This is a genomic window from Aquimarina rubra, from assembly GCF_042684305.1.
GTDB lineage: Bacteria > Bacteroidota > Bacteroidia > Flavobacteriales > Flavobacteriaceae > Aquimarina > Aquimarina rubra.
Window position 1 is genome coordinate 233,585 of sequence record NZ_JBHULE010000008.1, and the last position, 26,877, is coordinate 260,461.

At 33.6% G+C, this 26,877-nt stretch carries 23 protein-coding genes and 1 other RNA gene; 20 read left to right on the plus strand and 4 right to left on the minus strand.

From position 1 onward, the window contains the following. Window positions 1–22 precede the first annotated feature (22 nt). The 13 genes from ACFSR1_RS05260 to pdxH all read left to right on the plus strand — a co-directional run bounded on the left by ACFSR1_RS05260 (window position 23) and on the right by pdxH (window position 14,206). Window positions 23–532: a DinB family protein gene (locus tag ACFSR1_RS05260; protein ID WP_378290334.1), complete on the plus strand. Its 510-nt coding sequence runs from the start codon at window positions 23–25 to the stop codon at window positions 530–532. A gap of 78 nt (window positions 533–610) precedes the next feature. Continuing rightward, on the plus strand, window positions 611–1,366 hold the full coding sequence (gene hisF / locus ACFSR1_RS05265; protein WP_378290336.1) for an imidazole glycerol phosphate synthase subunit HisF: 756 nt from the start codon (window positions 611–613) through the stop codon (window positions 1,364–1,366). Window positions 1,367–1,417: 51 nt separating this feature from the next. Beyond that, window positions 1,418–2,014 carry a bifunctional phosphoribosyl-AMP cyclohydrolase/phosphoribosyl-ATP diphosphatase HisIE gene (gene hisIE / locus ACFSR1_RS05270; protein WP_378290338.1) on the plus strand — a complete coding sequence of 199 codons (597 nt, stop codon included), beginning with the start codon at window positions 1,418–1,420 and terminating at the stop codon, window positions 2,012–2,014. Between the two features lie 166 nt (window positions 2,015–2,180). Then, complete coding sequence (locus ACFSR1_RS05275) at window positions 2,181–5,009, plus strand: T9SS type B sorting domain-containing protein (RefSeq protein WP_378290340.1); 2,829 nt, start codon at window positions 2,181–2,183, stop codon at window positions 5,007–5,009. A 3-nt stretch (window positions 5,010–5,012) separates the two neighbouring features. After that, a complete protein-coding gene (locus tag ACFSR1_RS05280) occupies window positions 5,013–5,930 on the plus strand; it encodes a PorP/SprF family type IX secretion system membrane protein (protein WP_378290342.1) in 918 nt (305 codons plus the stop codon). 3 nt (window positions 5,931–5,933) lie between these two features. Further along, window positions 5,934–7,982: an OmpA family protein gene (locus ACFSR1_RS05285; RefSeq protein WP_378290344.1), complete on the plus strand. Its 2,049-nt coding sequence runs from the start codon at window positions 5,934–5,936 to the stop codon at window positions 7,980–7,982. Window positions 7,983–8,155: 173 nt separating this feature from the next. Continuing rightward, window positions 8,156–9,982, plus strand: a complete 1,827-nt coding sequence (rpsA, locus tag ACFSR1_RS05290; RefSeq protein ID WP_378290346.1) for a 30S ribosomal protein S1 — start codon at window positions 8,156–8,158, stop codon at window positions 9,980–9,982. A gap of 180 nt (window positions 9,983–10,162) precedes the next feature. After that, window positions 10,163–10,702 carry a bifunctional pyr operon transcriptional regulator/uracil phosphoribosyltransferase PyrR gene (gene pyrR, locus ACFSR1_RS05295; protein ID WP_378290348.1) on the plus strand — a complete coding sequence of 180 codons (540 nt, stop codon included), beginning with the start codon at window positions 10,163–10,165 and terminating at the stop codon, window positions 10,700–10,702. A gap of 62 nt (window positions 10,703–10,764) precedes the next feature. Further along, window positions 10,765–11,694, plus strand: a complete 930-nt coding sequence (locus ACFSR1_RS05300; RefSeq protein ID WP_378290350.1) for an aspartate carbamoyltransferase catalytic subunit — start codon at window positions 10,765–10,767, stop codon at window positions 11,692–11,694. Window positions 11,695–11,698: 4 nt separating this feature from the next. Then, complete coding sequence (locus tag ACFSR1_RS05305; protein ID WP_378290352.1) at window positions 11,699–12,031, plus strand: ribonuclease Z; 333 nt, start codon at window positions 11,699–11,701, stop codon at window positions 12,029–12,031. Window positions 12,032–12,084: 53 nt separating this feature from the next. Beyond that, complete coding sequence (locus tag ACFSR1_RS05310) at window positions 12,085–12,537, plus strand: thioredoxin family protein (RefSeq protein ID WP_378290354.1); 453 nt, start codon at window positions 12,085–12,087, stop codon at window positions 12,535–12,537. Between the two features lie 62 nt (window positions 12,538–12,599). Then, window positions 12,600–13,505 carry a ribonuclease Z gene (locus tag ACFSR1_RS05315; protein WP_378290356.1) on the plus strand — a complete coding sequence of 302 codons (906 nt, stop codon included), beginning with the start codon at window positions 12,600–12,602 and terminating at the stop codon, window positions 13,503–13,505. A 53-nt stretch (window positions 13,506–13,558) separates the two neighbouring features. Continuing rightward, the gene (gene pdxH / locus ACFSR1_RS05320) at window positions 13,559–14,206 is read left to right on the plus strand and encodes a pyridoxamine 5'-phosphate oxidase (RefSeq protein ID WP_378290358.1); all 648 of its coding nucleotides are present in this window, start codon (window positions 13,559–13,561) and stop codon (window positions 14,204–14,206) included. Window positions 14,207–14,401: 195 nt separating this feature from the next. On the opposite strand, the gene ACFSR1_RS05325 is transcribed toward pdxH, so the two are convergent. After that, window positions 14,402–16,582: an OmpA family protein gene (locus ACFSR1_RS05325; protein ID WP_378290360.1), complete on the minus strand. Its 2,181-nt coding sequence runs from the start codon at window positions 16,580–16,582 to the stop codon at window positions 14,402–14,404. Window positions 16,583–16,979: 397 nt separating this feature from the next. Here ACFSR1_RS05325 and ACFSR1_RS05330 point away from each other — a divergent pair, with 397 nt between their 5' ends. The 4 genes from ACFSR1_RS05330 to ACFSR1_RS05345 all read left to right on the plus strand — a co-directional run bounded on the left by ACFSR1_RS05330 (window position 16,980) and on the right by ACFSR1_RS05345 (window position 21,135). Continuing rightward, window positions 16,980–17,465, plus strand: a complete 486-nt coding sequence (locus ACFSR1_RS05330; protein WP_378290362.1) for a SixA phosphatase family protein — start codon at window positions 16,980–16,982, stop codon at window positions 17,463–17,465. A gap of 5 nt (window positions 17,466–17,470) precedes the next feature. After that, entirely contained in the window at window positions 17,471–19,576 is a 2,106-nt protein-coding gene (ppk1, locus tag ACFSR1_RS05335) for a polyphosphate kinase 1 (protein ID WP_378290364.1), read from the plus strand. A 5-nt stretch (window positions 19,577–19,581) separates the two neighbouring features. After that, window positions 19,582–20,481 carry a Ppx/GppA phosphatase family protein gene (locus ACFSR1_RS05340; protein ID WP_378290366.1) on the plus strand — a complete coding sequence of 300 codons (900 nt, stop codon included), beginning with the start codon at window positions 19,582–19,584 and terminating at the stop codon, window positions 20,479–20,481. 96 nt (window positions 20,482–20,577) lie between these two features. Next, a complete protein-coding gene (locus tag ACFSR1_RS05345) occupies window positions 20,578–21,135 on the plus strand; it encodes a porin family protein (protein WP_378290368.1) in 558 nt (185 codons plus the stop codon). 51 nt (window positions 21,136–21,186) lie between these two features. On the opposite strand, the gene miaE is transcribed toward ACFSR1_RS05345, so the two are convergent. The 3 genes from miaE to ACFSR1_RS05360 form a co-directional block, all read right to left on the minus strand. Next, window positions 21,187–21,768 carry a tRNA-(ms[2]io[6]A)-hydroxylase gene (gene miaE, locus ACFSR1_RS05350; protein ID WP_378291362.1) on the minus strand — a complete coding sequence of 194 codons (582 nt, stop codon included), beginning with the start codon at window positions 21,766–21,768 and terminating at the stop codon, window positions 21,187–21,189. Between the two features lie 82 nt (window positions 21,769–21,850). Continuing rightward, a complete protein-coding gene (locus ACFSR1_RS05355; RefSeq protein ID WP_378290370.1) occupies window positions 21,851–22,834 on the minus strand; it encodes a phytanoyl-CoA dioxygenase in 984 nt (327 codons plus the stop codon). 70 nt (window positions 22,835–22,904) lie between these two features. Beyond that, the gene (locus ACFSR1_RS05360; protein ID WP_378290372.1) at window positions 22,905–24,704 is read right to left on the minus strand and encodes a DNA polymerase III subunit gamma/tau; all 1,800 of its coding nucleotides are present in this window, start codon (window positions 24,702–24,704) and stop codon (window positions 22,905–22,907) included. A gap of 127 nt (window positions 24,705–24,831) precedes the next feature. Here ACFSR1_RS05360 and rnpB point away from each other — a divergent pair. The 3 genes from rnpB (at window position 24,832) to bshA (ending at window position 26,826) form a co-directional block, all read left to right on the plus strand. After that, an RNA gene (rnpB, locus tag ACFSR1_RS05365) (RNase P RNA component class A) lies at window positions 24,832–25,144 on the plus strand. 50 nt (window positions 25,145–25,194) lie between these two features. Further along, complete coding sequence (locus ACFSR1_RS05370; protein ID WP_378290374.1) at window positions 25,195–25,623, plus strand: hypothetical protein; 429 nt, start codon at window positions 25,195–25,197, stop codon at window positions 25,621–25,623. A 75-nt stretch (window positions 25,624–25,698) separates the two neighbouring features. Next, the gene (bshA, locus tag ACFSR1_RS05375; RefSeq protein WP_378290376.1) at window positions 25,699–26,826 is read left to right on the plus strand and encodes an N-acetyl-alpha-D-glucosaminyl L-malate synthase BshA; all 1,128 of its coding nucleotides are present in this window, start codon (window positions 25,699–25,701) and stop codon (window positions 26,824–26,826) included. The last annotated feature ends 51 nt before the right edge of the window (window positions 26,827–26,877 follow it).

Sequence of the window (26,877 nt, forward strand, 5' to 3'; positions counted from 1 at the left end):
CGGGATCTAATACTTTAAAATGATGAATGAAGAAATAGTTAAAGAGTTCAAGGAACAAATCATCTACAGATTAGATGAAAGTATCAGGATGGTTTCTATCAGTCTGGAACAACTGTCTGAAGATGATACCTGGAAACGATTTAATGAGTCGTCCAATAGTATTGGTAATTTGATATTGCACCTTTGTGGTAATATTACACAGTATGCTATAGCTTCTCTTGGAAACTTAGAAGATAAACGGAATCGTGATGTAGAGTTTGAAGCTAAAGATGGATTCAATAAAGAACAATTATTGACAAAACTTAAAAATACTGTGGAAGAAGCTAAAAGAATCCTATCAGACTGCGCGACTTCAGAATTAATGAGAAAAAGAGAAGTACAAGGGTTTACTTTTTCCGGAATAGGCATCGCGATTCATGTAACAGAACATTTATCATATCATACGGGACAGATAGCTTTTGCGACAAAACAATTGAAAAACAAAGATTTAGGTTTTTATGATGGTATAGACCTTAATATTAAAAATGAATAAGTAATTAGTGGTTGTCAAATAGTATAATTACATAAACAATAAACCAACGACTAATAACCATAAACTATTAACAAAGAAATGCTGACAAAAAGAATTATACCTTGTTTAGATATCAAAAATGGGCGTACCGTAAAGGGAGTTAATTTTGTTGATTTAAGGGATGCAGGTGATCCTGTAGAGTTAGCTGATGCCTATTCTAAAGCAGGAGCTGATGAATTAGTGTTTTTAGATATCTCTGCCACCGAAGAAAGACGAAAAACATTAGCGAACTTAGTATTGCACGTTGCAGAAAAAGTAAATATACCTTTTACTGTTGGTGGTGGGATTTCATCTATCGAAGATGTTGATATTTTACTTCAGAATGGAGCAGATAAGGTATCTGTAAATTCATCTGCTGTGAAAAACCCACAACTTATAAATGATCTAGCTGGTAAATTCGGAAGTCAATGTATTACTGTTGCTATAGATGCTAAACAGATTGATGGAGAGTGGAAAGTACATTTAGTAGGAGGAAAAGTGCCAACAGAGCTTGATTTGTTTGATTGGGCAAAAGAAGTAGAAGAAAGAGGGGCTGGAGAAATATTGTTTACCTCTATGGATAATGATGGTACTAAAGATGGTTTTGCAAATAAAGCACTAGCTAAGTTATCAAATGAGTTGAATATTCCGATAATAGCTTCTGGTGGTGCAGGAAATATCCAACACTTTGTAGACACCTTTAAAGAAGGTAAAGCAGATGCGGCTCTTGCGGCGAGTGTTTTTCATTTCAAAGAAATAGAAATAAAAGATTTAAAAAAGGAATTACGATCAAACGACATTCCGGTAAGATTATAAACGATTTGTCTTTCAAGCGGAGGCTGGAATCTAAAAGCTAGTAATAGAATAATGGAAATAAATTTTAATAAAAACAACGACGGACTTGTTCCTGCAATTATTCAAGATGCAACTACCAAAAACGTTTTGATGCTGGGATATATGAATGCAGATGCCTATCAGAAAACGTTAGATACAAAAAAGGTTACCTTTTTTAGTAGAACCAAAAACAGGTTGTGGACAAAAGGTGAGGAGAGTGGAAATTTCCTAAACCTAGTAGAGATTAAGAATGATTGTGATAAAGATACGTTGCTGATAACAGTTGATCCTGTCGGTCCGACTTGTCATAAAGGGTCAGATACCTGCTGGAACGAAAGTAACGAACAGTCTTTTGGTTTTCTTACGAAACTGGAAAACACGATACAAAATAGAAAGGAAAATCAAGATGATGAAAAGTCCTATGTGGCTTCATTGTTTAGAAAAGGAATTAATAAAGTAGCTCAAAAGGTTGGAGAAGAAGCTGTAGAAGTGGTTATAGAGGCTAAAGATGATAACGAAAAATTGTTCTTAGACGAAAGTGCAGATCTGCTTTTTCATTATTTGATCTTGCTCCAGGCAAAAGGGTATAAGCTCAATGATATTGTAGAAGTTTTAAAATCAAGAGAATAAATACATAAGTACGCTGTGGATTAATTATGTTTTTTATTGATTTATGCGGTTCATTTAACATTTTTTTATAGTTTTGCCGACTTTTATATATTCTATGTTGTGTTTTTTTGCTTTTTGATGGTAACAAATACCAGCATTACGACACTTACATATAAACCAATAAATTTTGAAAACATATAAAACAAAATTACTATTTATTTTATTGATAGTATTTGGAAGCTTTGGCGCAGCGATAGCTCAATGTAACCAAACCCAAACCATATCAATATGTGATATGGAAACCATCGATTTTGATAATGATGGTGACCCGGATGGAATTGTTAATTTGTATACCGAAACAGGGATTGCTCCACAACCTGGAGATACTTGGTTCGATCCCGGATTTAATTTTGCTTTAGATTCGGGTACTGGGAATCTAAGATTATGGGATTTAGATAATGCCTCAGAAGAAGAGAATGATTATGTATTCATTCTTAGAAATGCCAATTGTACAGATAATCAGTCTGCTATTATTAATTTAGTACTTGGTCCTTATTCAGGAGAAGCGCTGCCACCAGCTGGTCCTAATGAGGTTAATGTGGAAGTATGTGATGTAGCGGATCCTTGTGCGCCAGAGATATTATTCGATATTAACTTATTTAGCGCTTTAACCTCATTAGAAGGAGTACCGTCACCGCATCTTAATGGAGAATGGAATTATGTTGGAGATCCAGATAAAATAGTAAGGTTAGTAAATTCTAATTTTGGAACTACAGTTGCATATATCCCAGGTGGAGATTTGGTCGATCAGGAAGAATTTGAATTTACTTATACCGTTCCAGGTTTAGACCCTTTTTGTAATAGCTCTGCTATAACCAATGTTAAAGTTTCTGTTGTAAGGCAAGTTTCTTCCGGATTTGGTTCTAGTTTTAATATTTGTGAAGGAGAATTAATCAGTGGAGATTTTGATGTAGATATTGATTTACGAGATGATAGATTTTTAATAGCCGAAGATGAAGAAGGTGTTTGGTCGATAGATGATGATGGGCAAATTACTAATCCAGATGATTCATCGATTAATTTAAGAATGTTATATGATAATCTGTTAGCCACCAACCCGAGATTTGGTTGTCAGGAATATAGTTTTAGATATAATGTTGATCAACGATCTGTTGCTTGTTCAGATGTTAGTACAGAGGTTTCGTTTACATTTTATGAACAATTGAGACCTTTTAGACAGTCTGATGCTCCTGCTGAGTTTTGTTCTGATGATATTGCAACACCTACGACTGACCTTTATGATTTTCTTGAGTTTACCGAAGAAAATGGAGTTTTGTATGATTATCCTGATGGAAGTATTCCTAATGACTTTATTAAGTGGAGTTTGGTGAGTGGGCCATCGGATCTTCGGTTAGCCGCTAATCTTGCGGACTTGGATATTACACCAATTGATGAGCGCCATCGAGGGATTGTTAATTTACAAGGGGCACCATCAGGAACCTATATTTTTAGATATACTGTGGATCCAAAAAAACTTTGTGCTAATGTTAGTCCAGAAATACGTCTATCACCAAATTTTTGTGAGCCAGAAATTGATATAGAACATCCATGTGAAGAAATGTTTACTGACGTAACAATTGTGATATACGAAGAAGATTATGCAGGAGAAGATACAACAGGATTAAATTTTTGTGAAACACAAGATTCAGTTGATCTACGAAGCTTGTTAAATACAAACGGAAACATCGTGGATACAGAGGGTGTTTGGACAGACAGTAATGGGAATATAGTAGAAAATATTTTTGACATCCCAGAGATTACGGGCACTCAAACTTTTACGTTTACATATTCAACTATTAGTGATAATGGTTGTAGAGATGAGGCTGTACTCTCATTCACAGTTTTTACTGAGGCAAACGCCGGAGCAGGAACCGGAACTACCACTACATTATGTTCAGATAATTTAACTGTTACTCTGTTTGATCTTTTGCAAGGTAATCCAGATACTACCGGAATTTGGACAGGTCCTTTTGGGTATACTTCACCTGATCATTTAGGTGTTTTCGACGCTTTTGATACGGCATTGCCAATTCTAGGGCCTGGTGATTATGTATATACCGTTACAGGAAATGCGGGTTGTTCAGGAACTGATCAGGCAACTGTGACTATTGAAATAGTTGACCCTGTACAGATAGGTAATGATAGAAGTGATTCTTTTTGTGAGATAGACGGGCGGGTCAACTTATTTACAATATTAGATAATGATACGCCAAGAACGGGAAGTTTTCAGGATATAGAAAACACTGGAGCACTAACACCAGAAGGAGTTGTGGAGTTTGATTTATTGCCTAATCCCGATAACGAAATCAACAAAATATATAATTTTAGATATGTAATACCAAATACAGCTCCTTGTGATGAATCGTCACTAAATGTAGAAGTACAAATTATAGATTTACCGGAGCCCAACGTACCGGATCAGGAGTTTTGTATTCTCGATGCAAAAAGATTAGATGATATAGAAGTGGATGTGTTAAATTATAATTGGTATCCGACTCTGGAAAGCGATATGCCAATAATTGATAATCCATTATTATTTGATAATCAAGTATTTTATATAGCAACTGTAGATGCTGATAATTGCGAATCCGAGAGAGTAACCGTCAATATTAATATATTGAATATGGGAGAGCGATTTTCTAATGGAGACTTATGTACATTGGATTTTCAGGATGGAGTATCACCGGATGGAAATAACCAAAATGATACTTTTGACTTGTTTATAGAAGGTGAGTTTAATATTCCCGTAGCTTTTCCGGATTTTGATTTAAAAATTTATAACAGATACGGAGCTGCAGTTTATGAAGGTAATCGCAATACCGAACCATTTAGAGGAGAGAGCAATGTTTCCTTGCGATTAGGGGATGACCTGCCTTCAGGCACCTACTTTTATATTTTTACTCCCAATTTTGAAAACAATTTTCCAATTCAAGGAAGTTTTTACCTAAGCAGATAAACAATGAAATCACGATTTATTTTTGGTATAGCGATAGTTTTCTGCTCGGTATTGTATGCACAGCAGGAACCACAATATTCTCAATATATGTATAATATGAGCACGGTTAACCCTGCTTATGTAACAAATCAACCAGGGTTGATCTCTACTGGTTTACTATATAGAAAACAATGGACCGGGATTAACGGTTCACCGGAAACAGCAAATGTTTTCGGAAATATCCCATTGAATGAAAAGATTGAGTTAAGTGTTAATTACGTAAATGATCAAATTGGTGAAGCAATTCGAACTAATAACAATTTTTTCAATATAGATTTTGCATACATTACTCGTATTTCGGATCGTTTTAAACTTTCATATGGATTAAAAGCCGGTATTAATAGTTTTAAATTAGATGCTTCTGGTTCTGATGTGGCAGATGATCCTGCTTTTGCAGACAATAATTCCTCATTACAGCTTAACCTTGGAGCTGGTCTTTTCTTATTTTCTAATAATTTTTATGCGGGTATTTCGTCTCCTAATTTATTACCAAATGATGTTGATATCAATGGAATTGGAGTCTCGCAGTCAAAAACACATTTGTATGCAGTAACTGGTTTTGTATTTGATGTGGTGGATGAAGTTAAATTAAAACCCTCTATGGTGATCAAACAAGTATTGGATTCTCCTTTAACATTTGATGTTTCTTTAAACTCTCTGATTTATAATAGATTCGAGTTAGGAGTTTCGTATCGCTATGAAGATGCATTTATTGCATTAGCAGGGTTTAACATCACAAAAAATCTTAAAGTAGGGTATTCATATGATTTTAGTACGAGCGAACTAAGCGGTTATAATAATGGGAGTCATGAAGTTATTTTACTCTATAACTTCGATTTACTCAAATTCGGTAATAAATATACATCTCCAAGATTTTACTAGATTATGAAAATTAAAATACTACTTGTATTAGCATTGATGGTTACGCAGATAACTTTTTCACAAAGAAAAAGCAGAGCGGATCGTTTTTTCGAAAATGGAGATTATGTCAATGCAGCTTTACAGTATGAAGAAGAATTGAATCAAGAAGGGTATACTAAACATATTCTGGAGAATATTTCTACATCTTATTATAACACCTTTCAGTTTAAAGAGGCGTATCGATATCTAAAGGTTCTGACTTCAGGCAAATTTTATGGAAAAGATAAGAGTTATGATAACGCTTTCAATTTTATGATGCATCAGGTATTATCGGCATTAGGGAAGTATGAAAATGCGGTCGATTTCTTAGCTCTATATTATAAAAATGAAGGAAAAGAATTTAATAAGTCTAATGCTATTTCTGAAATAGAAGCTTTTAAACTAAAAGATGATGATTATACTATAACATCCGTTGGTTTTAATTCGGATGCTTCAGAGTTTGGAGCGATTAAAAAGGATAGCCTCATTTATTTCTCATCAGACAGAAAACCTAATGGAGTATTAGATAAAAATTATAGATGGACACATCGTCCTTTTTTGGATATTTACGCTGTAAAAGTGGATAAAAAGAACACACCTGTTTCAGATATAGAGACTATTTCAGGAGAAATAAATTCCAAACTCCATGAAGGTAATTTTTGTTTCACATCGGATGGGAATACCATATATTTCTCTAAAAGTAATTCTGAAAAAGGGAAAAAGAAATTTGATAGTCTAAGGACTAATGCAGTCCATTTATATAAAGCAACAAAAGTAGATGGTGTATGGCAGACACCAGAAAAATTAGCATTTAATGATACAAGCTATTCTACAGAACACCCTTGGATTTCTTCTAATGATAAAACGTTGTTTTTTGCATCCAATATGCCTGGTGGATATGGAGGTTTTGATATCTACTCCGTAGCGATAAATGCTGATGGAACATACGGTAAACCCGTCAATCTCGGTGAGACTATAAATACTCCTAACAGAGAACAATTTCCTTTTGTATCAAAGGATGGGCACTTGTTTTTTTCTTCTAATGGACATTTAGGACTTGGGATGATGGATGTTTTCGTTTCTGAATTAAAAGAGAATAAGTATACAAAACCGATTAACTTGGGAGCTCCACTTAATTCTAGTTATGATGATTTTTCTTTAACGTATTATAATGAAACAGATGGGTTTTTTGCTTCAAACAGAAAAAACAAATCAGAAGATGATATTTATTCCTTTTCTCAGATTGGAGAAATATTTTTGAAGGAATACGAGGCTAGTTTTACAGTAAAGGACTTTGCTACAGATAATTATATTCCTAATGCAGCTATTACAATTTTTGATTTAGACGATCAGTTATATGAAGATACGTTAGACAAAAAAGAATTTATTACACTGTCTTTGTTTCCTGGAAAGTATGCATTCAAAGCTTCAGCAGATGGTTACAAAACCAAGGAAAAGCCTGTTGTTGTTAAAGAGAAAGAAAACGAAACATATGTTATCTATTTAGATAAAGCGATCACTACTGTTGCAGACAATACTAAAGTTAAAGAGGATAAAAGCGTTTCTACTTCAGATAATGATGTTGTTAAAACACCTAACGAGCTCACTGCTGAACAATTACGAAAACAATTGCTAAGCGATAAAGTAGGTCCACAGGTTATAGAAAAGAATGGTAAGTTGTATTTTGATCTTCCTCCGATTTATTTTGACTATGATAAATGGAATATCAGAGCTGATTCTAAAAAAGTATTAGATGATTTTGCTTTAAAGCTTGAAAAATATAAAACGGTATACATTAAGATTTCTTCTCATACGGATAGTAGGGGTACTGATTCTTATAATCAGGTTTTATCAGAAAAAAGAGCAGAATCTACCCGTAATTATTTGGCGTTGGTAGGTTATGTAAATGCCAGAAGGATGCAGTTCGAAGGATTTGGAGAATCTATACCATTAATTAATTGTGAAGGTAAAGTTTGTACTGAAGAAGAACATCAGATAAATCGTAGAAGTGAATTTGAAATAATTAAGTATTAAGGAATTTGATATTGTTTGCAATATCTTGTTTTCTAATAAATTAAATTGTATTTTTGCACCCCTTTTTAGCGAGTAAGAGAATAAAAAGGATTAAAAAATAATTTATTTTAACGCTTCTGTATAAGTTTTCGCATTGATTCTCAAATAAGTACAGGATACAAATTTTATCTTCAATGTCTGAAGAAACAAAAAACACAGATGTTCAGGAAGTAGAGGCTCCAAAGGCAGCTCCAGCTGTATCTCCTCAACAAGAAAATCCTGAGCAATTTTTAAAAGATTTTAACTGGCACAACTACGAGGAAGGTATTGACCCAATCGCAGATTCAAAACTTGAAGAGTTTGAAAAGCTAGTTGCAGAAAACTTTGTTGACACTTTAAATGATGAAGTAGTAGAAGGAACTGTAATCAATATTACAGATCGTGATGCTATCATTGACATTAATGCAAAGAGTGAAGGTGTTATTTCATTAAATGAATTTCGTTACAACCCAGACCTTAAAGTAGGTGATAAGGTTGAGGTATTAATTGATGTACGTGAAGACGCTACAGGTCAGTTAATCTTATCTCACCGTAAAGCTCGTGTGATCAAGGCTTGGGATAGAGTAAATAATGCTCACGATACTGGCGAAATCGTAAACGGTTTTGTGAAGTGTAGAACTAAAGGTGGTATGATTGTAGACGTATTCGGTATCGAAGCGTTCTTACCAGGTTCTCAGATCGATGTGAAGCCAATCCGTGATTATGATGCATATGTTGGTAAAACAATGGAATTTAAAGTGGTTAAGATCAACCACGAATTCAAAAATGTTGTTGTATCTCACAAAGCACTTATCGAAGCTGATATCGAAGAGCAGAAGAAAGAAATTATTGGTCAATTAGAAAAAGGTCAAGTATTGGAAGGTACTGTTAAGAATGTTACTTCTTACGGTGTATTCGTTGATCTTGGAGGAGTTGACGGACTTATCCACATTACTGACCTTTCTTGGTCTAGAATTAACCATCCAAATGAGATCGTTGAACTTGATCAGAAATTAAACGTAGTAATCTTAGACTTTGATGAGGCTAAAACACGTATTCAGTTAGGTCTTAAGCAGTTAAAAGCGCATCCTTGGGAAGCTCTTGATAACGAGCTTAAAGTTGGAGATAAAGTGAAAGGTAAAGTAGTTGTAATCGCTGATTACGGTGCATTTATCGAAGTTGAAGAAGGAGTAGAAGGATTGATCCACGTTTCAGAAATGTCTTGGTCAACACATTTACGTTCTGCACAAGATTTCGTAAAAGTAGGAGACGAGGTAGAAGCTGTAATCCTTACGTTAGATAGAGAAGAGCGTAAAATGTCTCTTGGTGTTAAGCAATTAACTCCAGATCCTTGGACTGATATCACAACGAAATATCCTGTAGGTTCTAAGCATACAGGTATCGTTCGTAACTTCACTAACTTTGGAGTATTCGTTGAGTTAGAAGAAGGTATCGACGGATTAATTTATATCTCTGATCTTTCTTGGACTAAGAAAATCAAGCACCCATCTGACTTTACAAATGTTGGAGACAAACTTGATGTTGTTGTTCTAGAGTTAGATGTAGAAGGACGTAAATTAAGCCTTGGACACAAACAAACTGAGGATAATCCTTGGGATAAGTACGAAAAAGAGTTCGCTGTTGGAACTAAGCATACCAATACCATTGCTGAGATTGTAGACAAAGGTGCTACTATCGATTTTAATGAAGATATCGTTGCTTTCGTACCATCTCGTCATCTTGAAAAAGAAGACGGTAAGAAGCTTACTAAAGGAGATGAAGCAGAATTCCAAATCATTGAGTTCAATAAAGAATTCAAAAGAGTGGTAGCTTCTCATACAGCTTTATTCAAAGAAGAAGAGGCTAAGATTGTTAAGCAGGCTGCTAAAAAAGCTGCCGCAAGTTCATCAGAAAAAACCACTCTTGGTGATATCGATGCATTAGCAGATCTTAAAGCTAAAATGGAAAAAGGAGGTAACTAATCTCTTAATTTCAATATAAAATTAAAGACCGTTCTTTAAGGACGGTCTTTTTTTGTTTACCAATTTTGGATATAGTTATAAGTGAAGTAGATATAGAATTGTTAAAACTTATGATGTCCAACTAACATTATAACTCTAAAATTTTATTACTTTTGTATACCAAATATCTGTTTGGAGATTATGAGTCAAAAATTACTACTTAGTGCGAAAGAAATAGATATTATTCTGCACAGATTGGCTTGTCAATTAATTGAAAACCATACGCATTTTGAAGATACAGTACTTATAGGTGTACAACCTAGAGGAATTTTTTTGGCAGATAGATTAAAGGATGTTTTGGTGAAAGATTATCATCTTAAGGATGTTAAAATGGGATATCTTGATATTACTTTTTATCGTGATGACTTCCGAAGAGGAGAAAAACCTCTGGAGGCTAACAAAACCCAGGTTGATTTTACAGTAGAAGATAAACGAGTTGTTTTTATAGATGATGTTTTATATACCGGAAGAAGTATTCGGTCTGCACTGACAGCGATACAATCTTTTGGGAGGCCTAGGGAAATAGAGTTGTTAACTCTTATTGACAGGCGTTTTAGCAGGCATTTACCCATACAACCTAATTATCGGGGAAGACAGGTAGATGCGATTAATCAAGAAAAAGTAAAAGTGCATTGGATAGAAAATGAAGGCGAAGATGCAGTGTATTTGATAAATAATTAAAGTTGAATAGTTTCTGAAATTCAATAATAAGCGTTTCAGAAGTGTAATAAGGATAGAGACGAATGAGCGAATTAAGTGTGAATCACTTACTTGGAATTAAATATCTTACAGAACAAGATATAAATCTCATTTTTGAAACAGCCGATCACTTTAAAGAAGTGATTAACAGGCCTATTAAAAAAGTTCCTTCGCTTAGAGATATAACGATTGCTAACCTCTTTTTTGAGAATAGTACGAGAACTCGGTTATCGTTCGAACTTGCTGAAAAAAGATTATCTGCGGATGTAATTAATTTTTCCGCAGCATCATCTTCAGTGAAGAAAGGTGAAACCTTAATAGATACGGTTAACAATATTCTATCGATGAAAGTGGATATGGTGGTCATGCGACATCCAAATCCTGGAGCAGGCGTTTTTCTTTCTAAGCATGTAAACGCTAGTATTGTAAATGCTGGGGATGGAGCGCACGAACACCCTACCCAGGCATTATTAGATTCATATTCAATAAGAGAAAAATTAGGAGAAGTAAAGGGAAAAAAAGTAGTTATTGTTGGAGATATATTGCACTCTAGAGTAGCATTATCTAATATTTTTGCACTTAAGTTGCAAGGGGCTGAAGTTAAAGTATGTGGTCCAAAAACCTTAATACCTAAGTATATAGAAAGACTAGGAGTAACGGTAGAGACGGATTTAACAAAAGCCTTGCAGTGGTGTGATGTTGCTAATATGTTACGAGTTCAAAACGAACGAATGGAAATAAGTTATTTTCCGTCAACAAGAGAGTATACTCAGCAATTTGGAGTAAATAAAAGGCTGTTGGATAGCCTTGATAAAGAGATTGTAATAATGCATCCGGGACCTATTAATCGTGGTGTGGAGATCACGAGCGATGTTGCTGATTCTAAGCAGGCCATAATATTAGATCAGGTTCAGAACGGAGTAGCAGTGAGAATGGCAGTTATTTATCTTTTAGCTTCAAAAATAAAACAATAAGCATATGATATTCAATAAAGAAGGTACTACAACCATCATTACACAAGAAAAAGCTACCATAGTAGACTTTGTAAAAGGCATTGAGAATAAATATGAAACTTTGAAAAACGATAATATTGTCGCTAATCTATTTTCGTTAAAAGAATTATCAATAAATGATGTTAATGAATTTCTAAGAATTTCAAATACGCATAAGGCAAATAAGCGTTCTTTTGTTATTGTAACAGATAAAGTATCGTATGATGATGCTCCGAAGGAGATTACGATTGTGCCAACTTTAATAGAAGCACTGGATCTGATAGAAATGGAAGAAATAGAAAGAGATCTGGATTTCTAAAATTATTTGGTTAGTTTCTGTAATCTTCAATATTTATTTACGTCTTACCGTGTATGAATAAATTAGCCCCGTTTATTCTTGCCTTTGCTTTTGCACTTTCTAGTGCAGCTTATGCGCAAGATTGGAAATATGATTTTGATGAAGCAATAGCTTTGGCAAAAGAGAAAGATCAAAATATTGTTTTACTTTTTACAGGATCAGATTGGTGTCCACCTTGTATCAAATTAGAAAGGAAAGTGTTTTCGGATCCTAAATTTAAGGAGTTTGCAAATCAAAATTTTGTTTGGGTAAAAGCAGATTTTCCTAAGCGTAAAAAAAATAGATTGTCAGAAATTCAACAGGAGAAAAACAATAAACTTGCGGAGCGGTACAATAAAAAAATGGTCTTTCCGGTCATTCTGGTACTTGACAAAGAAGGAAAAGTGCTTGGAGCCACCGGTTATAGAAGGATGTCTGCTCAGCGTTACATAAAATTACTTTCAACTTTTGATTCTTTTGGAAGTTGAGATTGATTAATAAAGGAGATTAGAGTATATTCACACTGTTTTAAATAAAGATGTAAGAAAAATTGAAAATAACAATTTTAGGTTGCTATTCTGCAACTCCAAGAACATTTACAAATCCAACGTCTCAGGTATTAGAAATAAACAATCATATATTTTTAATTGATTGTGGAGAAGGTACTCAAGTAGAACTTAGAAGAAACAAAATTAAATTCTCCAGAATAAATCACATTTTCATATCTCACTTACATGGAGATCATTTTTTTGGATTAGTTGGTTTGGTGTCCACCTTTAGAATGTTGAATAGAGAAAATCCACTTCATATATATGGGCCAAAAGGAATAAAAGAAGCGATTACTTTACAATTAAAGCTTTCTAATTCCTGGACAGACTATCCATTGCATTTTCATGAACTTACTAATTCTGATTCTGAGTTGATATTTGAGGACGATAAGGTAGTTGTCCGCACCATACCATTACAACACCGCATTTATTGTAATGGTTTTTTGTTTCAGGAGAAATCTGGAGATCGTAAATTATTAATGAGTAAAGTACTTAATTATGATATCGATAAAGCTTATTATAAGTCTATTAAGAAAGGTAAAGACGTTATAATGAGTGATGGAACGATTATACCAAACACTGAATTAACTGATGATCCCGCTCCTGTAAAGAGCTATGCGTTTTGTAGTGATACTCGATACGATGAGGATAAAATTCCTTTGCTTAACGAAGTTACTGCCCTGTATCACGAGTCTACCTTCTTGGAAAGTCATAAACATTTGTGCTATAAAACCGGGCATAGCACAGCTATAGAAGCAGCGACTATTGCTAAGAAAGCTAAGGTGCAAAACTTAATCCTAGGACATTATTCGACAAGATATGATAATATCGAACAATTTAAGGACGAAGCTTTAACAGTTTTTGATCAGGTAGAAATTGGCGATGATGGTAAAGTTTTTGAATTCTAATTAGAGAGATTAAGTAATTCATATTACATTTAAACTAAAAAGGTATTAGTATCATGAATAGAGATCTTACAGATTATAGAAAATCGTATGATAAAAAGGCTTTGGAAGAAAAAGAGGTGCCTAAATCTCCTTTTCAGCTGTTTTCTGATTGGTTTAAAGAGGTTGAAAAAGAAGGTGGGGTAGAAGAGACAAATGCGATGACGCTTACTACCTTTGGCTTAGATGGTTTTCCAAAAGCAAGAATTGTGCTGCTCAAACAATTTGATAATGATGGATTCGTGTTTTTTACTAATTATGAATCAGAAAAAGGAAAAGCCATAAGCTATAATAATAAAGTGTGTATTTCTTTTTTCTGGCCTAATTTAGAACGCCAGGTGATTATCAAAGGCGAGGTAAATAAATTGTCTGAAGAAAAAAGTACTGCCTATTTTCAATCTAGACCAAGAGGTAGTCAATTAGGTGCCTGGGCATCTAATCAAAGCAATATAGTTGATTCCAGAGAAGTTTTGGAAGAAAAACTCTCGTATTTGGAAAAAAAATTCGACAACAAAGAGATACCAAAACCAGATTTTTGGGGAGGATTTTGTGTCACACCTATTGAATTTGAGTTTTGGCAAGGAAGACCTAATCGATTACACGATAGAATCAGATATAGTACTGCGATAGATGATGAATGGAAAATTGATAGATTGGCTCCTTAAATACTGCTATTTAATCGAAAGAATTCCTCGAGGCTCTGCCTCGGGGTTTCCTATTTCTACCTCTCCTTTCTGGGGAGAGGGTTGGGGTGAGGGGGAAATATAAAATTTCATTTTTTGATCCCAAGATCAAAATGAAACCAACGAAATACTCCGATGGCTCTCCCTCGGCGTATTTCGTTGGTTTCAAGAAATTTTTTATTCCATAATCACGAAATTGGACCTTCTGTTTTTTCGATATTCATCTTCTTCACAATCCTGACCATCCAGACAATTGTTCACAGGTCTTGTTTCTCCAAATCCCTGATAAGAAAGTATTCTGTTTTCTGAGATTTCTTGACTAACTAAATACCTAAAAATAGATTCAGCTCTTTTTTGTGATAATACTAAGTTATAATCAGTATCTCCACGACTATCAGAGTGTGTTTCTATTTTAATAATCATATTAGGATAATCTTCTTTCATTAGGATTACTACCTTATTAAGTTCGATTTCCGCTTTTTCGGTAATATCCCATTTGTCAAATTCAAAGTAAATTTCATTTAACTTAATAAGATCGTTGATGGTTTTATCAATGGTTATGTCCGAAGTTAATTCGCTACTTGGTTTTTGTGTAGTGTTTACAACATCATTGTTGTTAATCCCAGTACTTTCTGTATTTTCTGATTTGTTAGATGTATTTAATTCTACTAGGTTTTTGTCCAATTCTTTTGTTCTATTCACAAAATCAGTATTGGCGTTAGGACAATTTAACCCACTCATATCTACCGCTAACTTTAGCTGATAGTAATCAGGAAGATTGCATTTATTGATATGGTTATAACCTTTAGAATATTTTTTAGTTTCATTAAGAGAGCCATTAAATTCGGCTACTACCGGTTGATCTACAATGGTAACTTCTCCTGTTTCGTTTAGTAAATCACAACTCGTGTTTACTTTAATGGAATATCTAATTTCGAAAGGTTCGCTATCGATTTTAACCATTTTATTCGGAATCGCAAAACTTACGGTTCTAGAAGATTTATCATAATCAACTTTAATTCTTTTTGAAGGAAGAACTACAGACTCTTTCGAAAAAATTACGTTTTCAGGAAGTATATCTTTAATCACAGTATTCTTAGCATCGTCATTACCATCATTATTGATAGTTAAACTGTAAATAATATCCTGATCCGGTGTTACCAGATCATTAGGAAAAACATAACTGTTATCAGTATATCTTGATCTTTTTATAATCTGTATAGCAGGCTCATAGATTTCTACGCTAAAGGCAACAGCCATTACAGAATACCCATCATTATCGGTCAACAATCTAAAACTAGATTTGGTTTGGTTGTTACCAATAATGCTATTTCTTGGATTTTTAATATTAAATAAATCTGCATCATAACCTAATGTGTTCTGACTGGCAGGAACTCTGGAAGTTATATTTTTTCCGTTTTCGGTGATATTAGCATTAAAGAAATTGTTCATCGGATTGGTATTGTCCGTAATCCCTTTATATTTATTTGTCTCATTTGATTTTACCTGAAAACGATCACCTCGTATTCCTTTGTCTCCTTCATAAGAAATTACACCAATTTTTCCGTTTACTGCACCTTCCGGTATGGTTTGGAAATTATCAAATGAAAATTCAACAGGTTTAGCCTTGGAATCGATATTTACAAATCCATCATAAACGTAAAAACGTTTTCTGGGTTTAGAGTTGTCCTCATAAATAACTACCATTGTCCAGCCACCTGCTAAACCATTTCCTAGCGTAGGATCATCGTTAACTTCAGAGGTAGTTGCGGGAATATTAGCTACGGTATAAGTTCCCGTAGGATTTTCCAAATTCATAACCTGTGCAGTAATATCCTTATAACAAGAATACTGCTTAAACAAGGACTTAGAATCATTATAATAATCGTGGATGATCTCTGCTCCAGTTATATTTGAATAAAAATCATTACCAGGATACTTTATTTTAATAGAAGTGATATCATTCTTTCTTTCTGCATCTGCATAAGCCGCAGTCCAATAAAGACCAACGTGTTTTATAGAAGCACAACCTGATGTAATATCTAAGTCAGCACTACTGCTATTAAAGGTAGATGGATCATTATCGATGTCGATGAAACCCATTCTAAATTGATTATTCAGACCACCGTCATTATAGCTTTTGTTTGGGTTGAAAGTATCCGTTCCGTCATCATTACTCACCTTACCAAGAATGGTATTAGAAACAAACTTAAAATCACCTTTAATAGTGAACTCAGTTCTTTTTTCTAAAGGCACCTCTACCTGACCATATATATTGAATGCACAATATAATATAGTAACCATAAGACAGATATTAGCCTTAGAAAGCATTTTTATTTTGGTACTTGTTTTTTCCACTTTTCCTCTTTTATTCCCTAGTATGTTTAACTTAAATTTTACTATAAAATTGTATTTAATTGATTAGGGTAATCATCTTTGTAATAGGGGGAAACCGTAGGTAAATTTATATTTTAACATCTGATTATGTAAGTAAAAATTGTTCTTTTCGATATAAAATACACTTTTATCGATAAAGTGCTTTAAATTATTTACCTCATTTTCATTGGTTTACAGAGTGTTTTTTTGAAATAATTAACTGTTTTTTATGTATTTTGTTTGTTTTGTTACATGGATTTAGAGTTAAACATTTTTTTTTCAAAAAAGTCTTTTTTATGACTTTATGCTTAGAATTGTAAATGCTTATCCTTAAACTTGCGTATACAAAATGTATCTTGTTTATAACTTTGAAACAAATATGAAAACTTTATACATCATCAGACACGCTAAATCTTCTTGGGAATTTGATCTCGAAGATCATAAAAGGCCACTTAATAAAAGAGGCTTAAATGATGCAGATTTAATTGGAAAAAAATTGAAAACCCTTGTGAAATCAGTAGATCAGATATTAAGCAGTGATGCGGAAAGAGCAAAAACTACGGCTAGGATTGTTCTAGATAATCTTGATTTTCCGGAGAGTATATTTATGTTAGAACCAAAACTTTATGACTTTAGTGGTCATCAGGTCGTCGAGGTAATTAAAAATTGTAACGATGAAATTAATGATCTAATGATTTTTGGTCATAATCACGCATTTACCTCTATTGCAAATCTTTACGGGGATAAGATGATTGATAATCTACCAACGGCAGGTGTCGTAGGTATTTGGTTTGATGTGGATAGTTGGAAGAACATAAATGTAGGAAAAACCGTACTAACTTTGTTTCCTAAAGAATTAAGGTAATATAAATGGTAGAAAATCAGGTTAATACATATATAAATAGGGAGTTAAGTTGGCTGCAATTTAACGCTAGAGTACTTCAGGAAGCATCAGATGATAGTGTGCCATTACTGGAAAGATTGAGGTTTATAGGTATATTCTCTAATAATCTTGATGAGTTTTTTAAGGTGCGATATGCGGCAATAAAAAGAATTGATCTCTCTGGACGTGATGGAAAAAACGTTCTTAAAGGTAAGACAGCAAGTGAATTATTAGAACAAATAACCAAAATTGTTATAAAGCAACAGTCCGAAAGTCTAAAAACAATTAAAACTATTGGCGCAAAGCTAAGGGAACATGATATTTTTATTATTGATGAGAATCAAGTGACGTCTGAGCAGGATACATTTATACGCAGGTATTTTGTGGATAAAGTGAGTCCTGCTTTGGTAACCTACATATTAAATGATCTAGATAAATTCCCACATCTTAAGGATAGTGTTGCGTATCTGGCGGTAAAATTGGTGCTCAAAGAGCGTATTCCTAAAGAAGGGACTATTTCTAAAATTTTACACCAAAAAACACAAGAAAAAATCTATGCTTTAATCGAAATCCCAAAGAACACAGAACGTTTTGTAGTATTACCCGAAAAAGATGGTAAAAAATATATCATTATTCTGGATGATTTGATACGATACTGTATGCAGATCAACTTTAGTATTTTTGATTATAATAGTGCATCTGCTCATATGATTAAAATTACCAGGGATGCACAGTTGGATTTTGATAATGATTTTAGTAAAAGCTTCATAGAAAAAATTTCCAGTAGTGTAAAATCTAGGAGGGATGGTGAACCAGTAAGATTTGTATATGATAAAACAATAGATAAAGACACACTCAATTTTCTAATGGAAAAAATGGGAGTAGATAATACCGATAGCATTATTCCCGGAGGAAGGTATCACAACCGAAGAGACTATATGAATTTTCCTGATTTGGGTAAAAAAGAGTTGGTGTATCAACCTTTACTTCCTTTAACTATTCCAGGTTTAAGTTTACAAGGAAGTTTATTAGATAAGATTGCTAAAAAAGACTATTTACAATATACTCCCTATCATACTTTTTCATATACCGTAAAATTCTTGAGAGAATCTGCAATAGATCCTAAGGTGAAAACGATTAAAATAACCATCTATCGACTAGCAAATATATCTCACATTGCCAGCTCATTAATTAATGCGGCAAAGAATGGTAAGAATGTAACCGTACAGATTGAGCTTCAGGCGAGATTTGATGAAGAAGCTAATATCGGTTATGCAGAACAAATGCAAAGAGAAGGCGTAAACCTAATTTTTGGAGTTTCTGGACTAAAAGTACATTGTAAAGCTTGTGTTATAGAGAGAGAAGAAAAAGGTAAATTGAAACGCTATGGTTTTATAAGTACAGGAAACTTTAATGAATCTACTGCAAAAATATATACAGATTATACTCTATTTACAACAAATGAAGCGATTCTAAAAGAAACTAATAAAGTTTTTAAGTTTTTCGAGATTAACTATAAAGTAAGCAGATACAAACATTTATTGGTTTCCCCTCATTATACAAGAAGTGCTCTGGTCAAACTTATAGATAATGAAATAGCAAATAGTAAAGAAGGAAAACCCGCTGGGATCAAATTAAAATTGAATAGTCTTAGTGATTATAGCATGATTGACAAATTGTATGAGGCGAGTAGAGCAGGAGTGAAAATTGATTTGATAATTAGAGGAATATGCTGTTTGATTCCGGGAATTGAAGGAATGAGCGAAAACATAAGAGCAATTAGTGTAGTAGATAAGTTCTTAGAACATCCACGTCTTTTGATTTTTAAGAATGGAGGAGATCCAAAAGTATATATATCATCAGCTGATTGGATGAGAAGGAATTTGGATAGACGTGTGGAAATATCTTGTCCGATTTATGATGATGATATCAAAGAAGAACTTATGGATACTTTTGAAATTTGCTGGAGTGATAATGTCAAGGCAAGAAAACTTTCAGAAAATCAGGATAATGGGTATATTCGAAACGATAACTCGAAAGTGAGATCTCAAATTGCTACGTATGATTATTATTTAAGAAAATTAGGAAATTAAATATTTTGTTGACTATAGAAAAATATGGAGCCATTGATATAGGTTCTAATGCGGTAAGACTATTAATTAGCAGTGTTCATGAAGAGAACGGAAAGAATACAAGGTTTAAAAAAACGAGCCTTGTACGGGTCCCTATTCGATTAGGTGCAGATGTATTTTTGACCAATAGAATTTCAGAAGAGAATATTACTAGAATGATAGACGCTATGCAGGCGTATCAGCTTTTAATGAAAACACATAAAGTAGTTCGTTATAAAGCCTGTGCAACTTCTGCAATGCGTGAAGCTGAAAATGGCCAGGAAGTGGCAGATTTGATAAAGGAAAAATCAGGAATACAGATTGATATCATCGATGGTACTGACGAAGCAGCTATTATCGCTATGACAGATCTTCATGATTTAATTAATTCTGATGCAACCTACCTCTATGTAGATGTGGGTGGAGGTAGTACTGAGTTTACTTTATATCATAATGGAAATACGGTAACGTCCAGATCTTTTAAATTGGGTACAGTGAGATTACTGAATAATGTGGTTCCCGATAGAATGTGGAAAGAAGTTGAGGATTGGATTAGATTAATTACCAAAGGATACACTAGATTATCATTAATAGGATCCGGTGGAAATATAAACAACATTTTCAAAAATAGTGGAAAAGGAGTAGGAAAACCGCTATCATTTTTATACTTAAGCACATATTACGAACTGCTTAATTCGTTATCTTATGAGGAGCGAATATGGGAGCTTAATCTTAATCAAGATAGAGCAGATGTTATTTTGCCGGCTACCAGAATCTACTTGTCGGCTATGAAATGGAGTGGTGCGCGAAAGATTTTTGTTCCTAAAATAGGTCTGTCTGATGGTATTATAAAATCTTTGTATAATGAAAAAATAGATGGAAGCTAAAGGGATAATTCCCTATTTAATTATAGAAAATTTAATAAAATCATTTTTTTATCTTAAATTGTCCATATAACCAAATATCTTATAAATACTTATGCTATGAATAAAACTTTACTTTTGGTCTTTGCTCTATTAATCGGAACAATTACAGTTAACTCTCAAGAATCCAGATACGGAGTAAGAATTGGAGCTAATTTAAGTTCGATCAGTTCTGATGATATCACAGGGGACTTTGATAAGAGTAGGATTGGTGTCGTTGTTGGGTTTTTAGCTGATTTTGCACTAACTGAAAAATTAAGATTACAGCCTGAATTTCAATACTCCGGACAAGGAAATAAGGATAAAGATTTACGGGTGAACTATCTACAGGTGCCTATCTTGTTAAAATATAATATTACAGATCTTTTTAATATACAATTAGGACCTCAAGCCGGAATTAAAATTTGGGAATGGGAAGATAATCAGGCAGATATCGCTGATTTTAGTACGTTTGATTTTGCCGGTGTCGCAGGAATTGGAGTGAATATCACTGATAATTTCTTTGTTGATTTGCGCTATGCTTTTGGATTGTCTAATGTTTTTGATGAAGATGGTTCTGCAATAGAAATAGATGGTACCAGTAGAAATATACAGTTATCTGTTGGTTATAGATTGTAATGTTCATTATATCTTATAACAAAAATGCTCACTAAATAGTGAGCATTTTTGTTATCCATGAATAGATTCTTTTTTACTTAATGACTTCATAATCTCCGCCTCGTAATCCAATAAATTTTGCCATTTTTGATCGACTTCTTTTCGATCACCATATTTCCTTGCAAATCCAAGAAACATGGTATAATGGTTTGCCTCACTCACCATTAGATCTTTATAAAATTTTGCAAGTTCTTGATCTTCTAGTTCTTCAGAGAGCAATTTAAAACGTTCACAACTTCTAGCTTCAATCAAGGCAGCATATAATAATCGATGTACTAATTGAGTCGTTCTGCTACCTCCTTTTGGGAAAAATGTAACCAATTGAATCACATAATCATCCTTTCGATCCCTACCCAAAGTCCATCCTCTGGCAATGATTTTATCATGAACCATTTTAAAATGACTAATCTCTTCCTTCACAAGTTTGGTCATTTCCTGAACCAACTCTGTATATTCCGGGAAACTAACGATTAAAGATATTGCCGTAGAGGTTGCTTTTTGTTCACAATAGGCATGATCCGTAAGGATTTCTTCAATATTCTTTTCTACAATATTTACCCATCTTGGATCTGTGGGAAGTTTTAGACCTAGCATCATCTATTTCTTTTCGTTTATTATAAGACAAAATTAATGTTTTGAATCCTCTAATACTAATACAGTAGGAAACGTTTTTAAGTTATAAAAACTCATATTTAAGTCCAACTTGAGGTTTTAATTGATATATAAAAGATATTTTTTTATGTAGTAATGGAGTTTCCAAAGTGATTTCATAAGGTATGGTTAAGGAAGATTCTCCTCGAGTTAGTTTTAAGTGCTCATAGATATGTACTTCGGTATCAATAATGATTCGATCATTACTTTTGTTGGATTGTAATGATATATCTGTGGGTAAAAACTCTTGAGGTAATTTTGTTTCTATAGTGTCTATAGCTTCACGAGTATTAAAAATGGTTTGTGTTATAATATCTCCCTGTTCATTCTTAGCGTTATTACTAATTATGTCTACTTTTAATAATACGTTATTCGGAATTACTTGAATGTTACTAGATAATTGAGGTAGCATATTTGCTAAAATGGGTACATAAGATTCTCTAAATAATAAAGCATCTAAAGTTTCGCTATAAAGAATATGAAAAGTATTAGGATCCGGAATTGAAAAAGTCACTGCGTCAGCCCGATAATAATCTTTAATATAGTTTGATAACCCTAATTCTGTAATCAGTTTTTTTGCAAAATCCAGAGACTCTTTATTGATTTCTAATATAGAAAACTGTACTTCTAACTCATCAAATAAAGGAGCTACTAAAGTAATAAATGGAGCATAAGGACCGCACCCAGCATAGAATATATTGACTGTCTCATTTGGTTTTACTTTTTGGATATCTTTGATAGCTTTTACAATACCTCTTAAAAATTTGCTGGTTCTTTTATAATCTAATAAACATTGGGCAGCATGATTGAGTGATAAAGCCATACCGCTAGCAGTAGGAACAGCGGCTAAATGTTTAAATTCCATATCATACCCAGAAATAGAAGTTATTTCATTAAAATATCCGTGAATCTGATTTATAATAGTAATACGCTCTTCATAAGAAATATTCTCTTTTAAAAGTTTTGTGGATAATATTTTGATGTCCGGAATAGGTTTTAAGGAGTCCATTTTATATCGTTTGTCCTGGTTGATAAGAGAAAGTTTTATTGAGATTTATAAAAAAGCAGTTCATTGCGTATTAGATATCCAAATCAAAATCAGCTCTTAACTTGTCAATTAGTGGATTCTTTTCACGAAGTTTTTCGTATTTATCCTGTGGAGTAAACGCATATTTTTTGGATGCTTCTTCATTTACCTTAATATCAAGCGCAACACTATAATTATTTAATTTTTTATATAAAAACTGAAATAATCCTGGAAGCGCACTTTCCATATCAACTTTCATGGATTGATTAGGCAATTCTAAGTGAATTTTACCTTCTACTAAAGTTGGGATGTTCATGGCAAACATAGATCCAATGATTCGTTCTCCCTTTTTATCCTGCATTTTTCCGTATTCTTCCCAAGCACTTTGCATTTCTGCTTCAGTAAAGTCATCACTAGGTAGATTTTTGGGATCTACAATAGTGTCTACCTTTTTCTCTTCGTGTTCCTTTTTCTTTCGAATACTACTAAGAGATAATCCAGAAGTTCTGCGTTCTCTTTGTTTTAATATAGGTTTAGTTTCTGTAGCAGCTGTAGTTGCTGTTTTTTCTGAAATGGCAGTTGCAATAGGTGTTTCTCGTACTTTGGTTTCAACAGAACTGGATGTAATTGGTACTCCAGAAATTTCTTGAGTAGAAATACTTTGAGTTTCTGGATTAGCTGATTTTTCTTCAGCCTTTTCTTTTAGTTCAGGTGAAATCTTGATCGGTTTGATCCCTTTCTCCTTAAAATAACTAGGTGGAATTATGTAGGGTTGGTCATTTTTTTTTTCTCCGTCTTTAGTAAGAACAGAGGCAAGTTGCATTAAACATAATTCAACCAGTAATCTTTGATTACGACTTGTCTTATATTTTAGATCACAATCGTTGGCCAGTTCAATACCTTTTATTAGAAAAGGATGTGGGGCTTTTTGGGATTGTTCCAGATATTTAGCCTTTGTTTGTTCTCCTACTTCCAGAAGGTTGATAGTAGCTTGATTTTTGCATACCAACAAATCTCTAAAGTGCGATGCCAATCCGGCAATGAAATGGTGACCATCAAATCCCTGAGCCAGAATTTCATTAAACTCTAATAATAGTTGTGGAATGTTATTATCTAATATAAGATCCGTAGTTTTAAAATACGTTTCGTAATCTAGGACATTAAGATTTTCAGTAACGGCCTGTCTGGTGAGGTTTTTTCCACTAAAACTAACAACTCGATCAAAAATCGACAAAGCATCACGCATAGCACCATCGGCTTTTTGAGCGATGATTTGTAAAGCATCTTCGTCAGCAGTGATTCCTTCTTGCTCGGCTACTTGCATTAGATGGTTCTTAGCATCTGTAACGGTGATTCTTTTAAAATCAAATATCTGACAACGTGATAATATTGTAGGGATGATTTTATGTTTCTCTGTGGTTGCAAGAATAAAAATAGCGTGCTTAGGCGGTTCTTCTAATGTTTTTAGAAATGCATTAAAAGCAGCTTGTGAGAGCATGTGCACCTCATCAATAATATATACTTTATAAGTACCTACTTGCGGAGGGATACGAACCTGATCAATAAGGTTTCGGATATCATCTACAGAGTTATTAGAAGCTGCATCTAGTTCAAAAATATTAAAAGCAAAATCTTCATCTGGATTTTCGTGACCTTCCTGATTAATAGTTTTAGCTAAAATCCTTGCGCAAGATGTTTTTCCAACGCCTCGTGGCCCGGTAAACAATAAGGCTTGAGCAAGATGATTGTTTTCAATAGCATTAAGCAATGTATTGGTAATAGCCTGCTGTCCCACAACATCTTTAAATGTTTGGGGTCTGTATTTACGCGCAGATACTATAAAATGCTCCATCGATACAAAGTTAAAAATTGATTGGAAATAAAGAATTGTTGCTTTTGGTTTTTATACCGAGTTATTAACAGTTAAAAATATTGTCGAATTATGAATTCTCGTATATGAATTGTAGTATTTTTGCAACAAAGCAGGTCACCTTATCGCTGTTCGCTTTATGCGAAGAGAGGAAAGTCCGGACACCGTAGTGCAGCATAGCGGGTAACGCCCGTCCGTCGAGAGGCGAGGACAAGTGCAGCAGAAAGTATGTACAGGTAAGGCTGTAGTGAAACCAGGTAAACTCTATGCGGTGCAACGCCATGTAAACCAACGCTTAAGAGTTGCACGCTCAATGTTGGAGGGTAGGCGGTTTGATCCTGATAGTAATATCAGGACTAGATAAATGATAAGGAGTCCACCATTGGTGGGTCACAGAATCCGGCTTATGATCTGCTTTTTTTATTACATATTTGGGCATACTGTTTGATAAGAATATGTAAACTTCATTTGTATGCTAACTAAATTGACTTTTTTCTTTTTAATGCTATCTAATTTTATTGTTTTTTCTCAGGAAAAGCAACTTGATGTGAATGACTTTTTAGGAGATTGGAGTATAAAAAAAACAAACGAACATTTTCCTGAAATTTATCTTACCAGGTTGGATAGTAAAAATGGATATAAAGGATATGGAGTTAATTTTTTTATTGGTAAATATACAGGTAAAAGAAGAGTTCAACCTTTTAAAAAAGAACTTAAAAGACGCAGATGCGGAAATGATAATAGTTATTACTTTTATAATGATTTTGGATATCACGATATATGGGAGTATGATCCAGGTGCCCAAATATTACAAGTCTTTAATTCTAAAAATAATCAAGAAAAGAAATTCGAAGTAAATAAAATAAGTGCAGCGGAACTCATTTTGACTCGAATCAAATAGGTTTTTTACAAATCCTTTAACAATAAGCAATAACAATTTTCTTGTACATTGTGCAACAGAAAGAAAATTGTATTTATGAACATTGCGATTGTTTGTTATCCAACTTTTGGAGGAAGTGGAGTAGTGGCTACAGAATTAGGAATTGCACTAGCTAAATTAAATCATCAGGTACATTTTGTTACTTACAAACAACCTGTAAGACTTGGATTGCTTAATCCTAACATCCATTTTCACGAAGTTACAGTACCAGAATACCCTCTTTTTCATTATCAGCCGTATGAATTGGCGTTGTCCAGTAAGTTGGTAAATACTGTAAAAAAATATAATATTGAGTTGCTGCATGTGCATTACGCAATACCGCACGCCTACGCAGGTTATATGGCGAAAGAAATATTAGCAGAAGAAGGGATTCATATACCGATGGTGACTACTTTGCACGGTACTGATATAACACTTGTCGGGAATCACCCTTTTTATAAACCAGCGGTTACTTTTAGTATCAATAACAGTGATATTGTTACCTCTGTTTCAGAAAGTTTAAAAGATGATACACTTCGTCTTTTTGATATAAAGAAAGACATAGAAGTAGTTCCTAACTTTATTGACGCCAGTCTTCTGAAAACAGATTTTACAGATTGCCAGAGAGATTTAATGGCGACTCCAGAAGAAAGAATAGTTACCCATATTAGTAATTTTAGACCTGTAAAACGAATTATGGATATCGTGGATATATTCTATAATATTCAGAAAGAGATTCCTGCAAAATTATTAATGGTAGGAGACGGACCTGAACGTGAACGGGCTGAAAAAAAATGTAAGGAATTAGGAATTAAGGATAGGGTTATCTTTTTGGGCAACAGCAATGAGATCGATAAAATATTATGTTTTTCAGATTTGTTCTTACTGCCTTCAGAACGAGAAAGTTTTGGTTTAGCTGCCCTGGAAGCTATGGTGAACAAAGTACCTGTGATTTCCAGTAATGCCGGCGGAATACCTGAAGTTAATGTAGAAGGTGTATCAGGATACTTAAGTAATGTAGGGGATATAAAAGAAATGTCTGAAAATGCAATTAAGATTTTAAAAGACGATGATACTCTCCATAAATTTAAAGAAGGAGCTTATAACCAGGCACTAAAATTTGATATTGATAACATTGTTCCTTTATACATAGAGTTGTACGAAAATGCACTTGAAACAGTATAACAAGAAAGCACCATTGTTTTAACAATGATGCTTTACAACTAAACATAAATC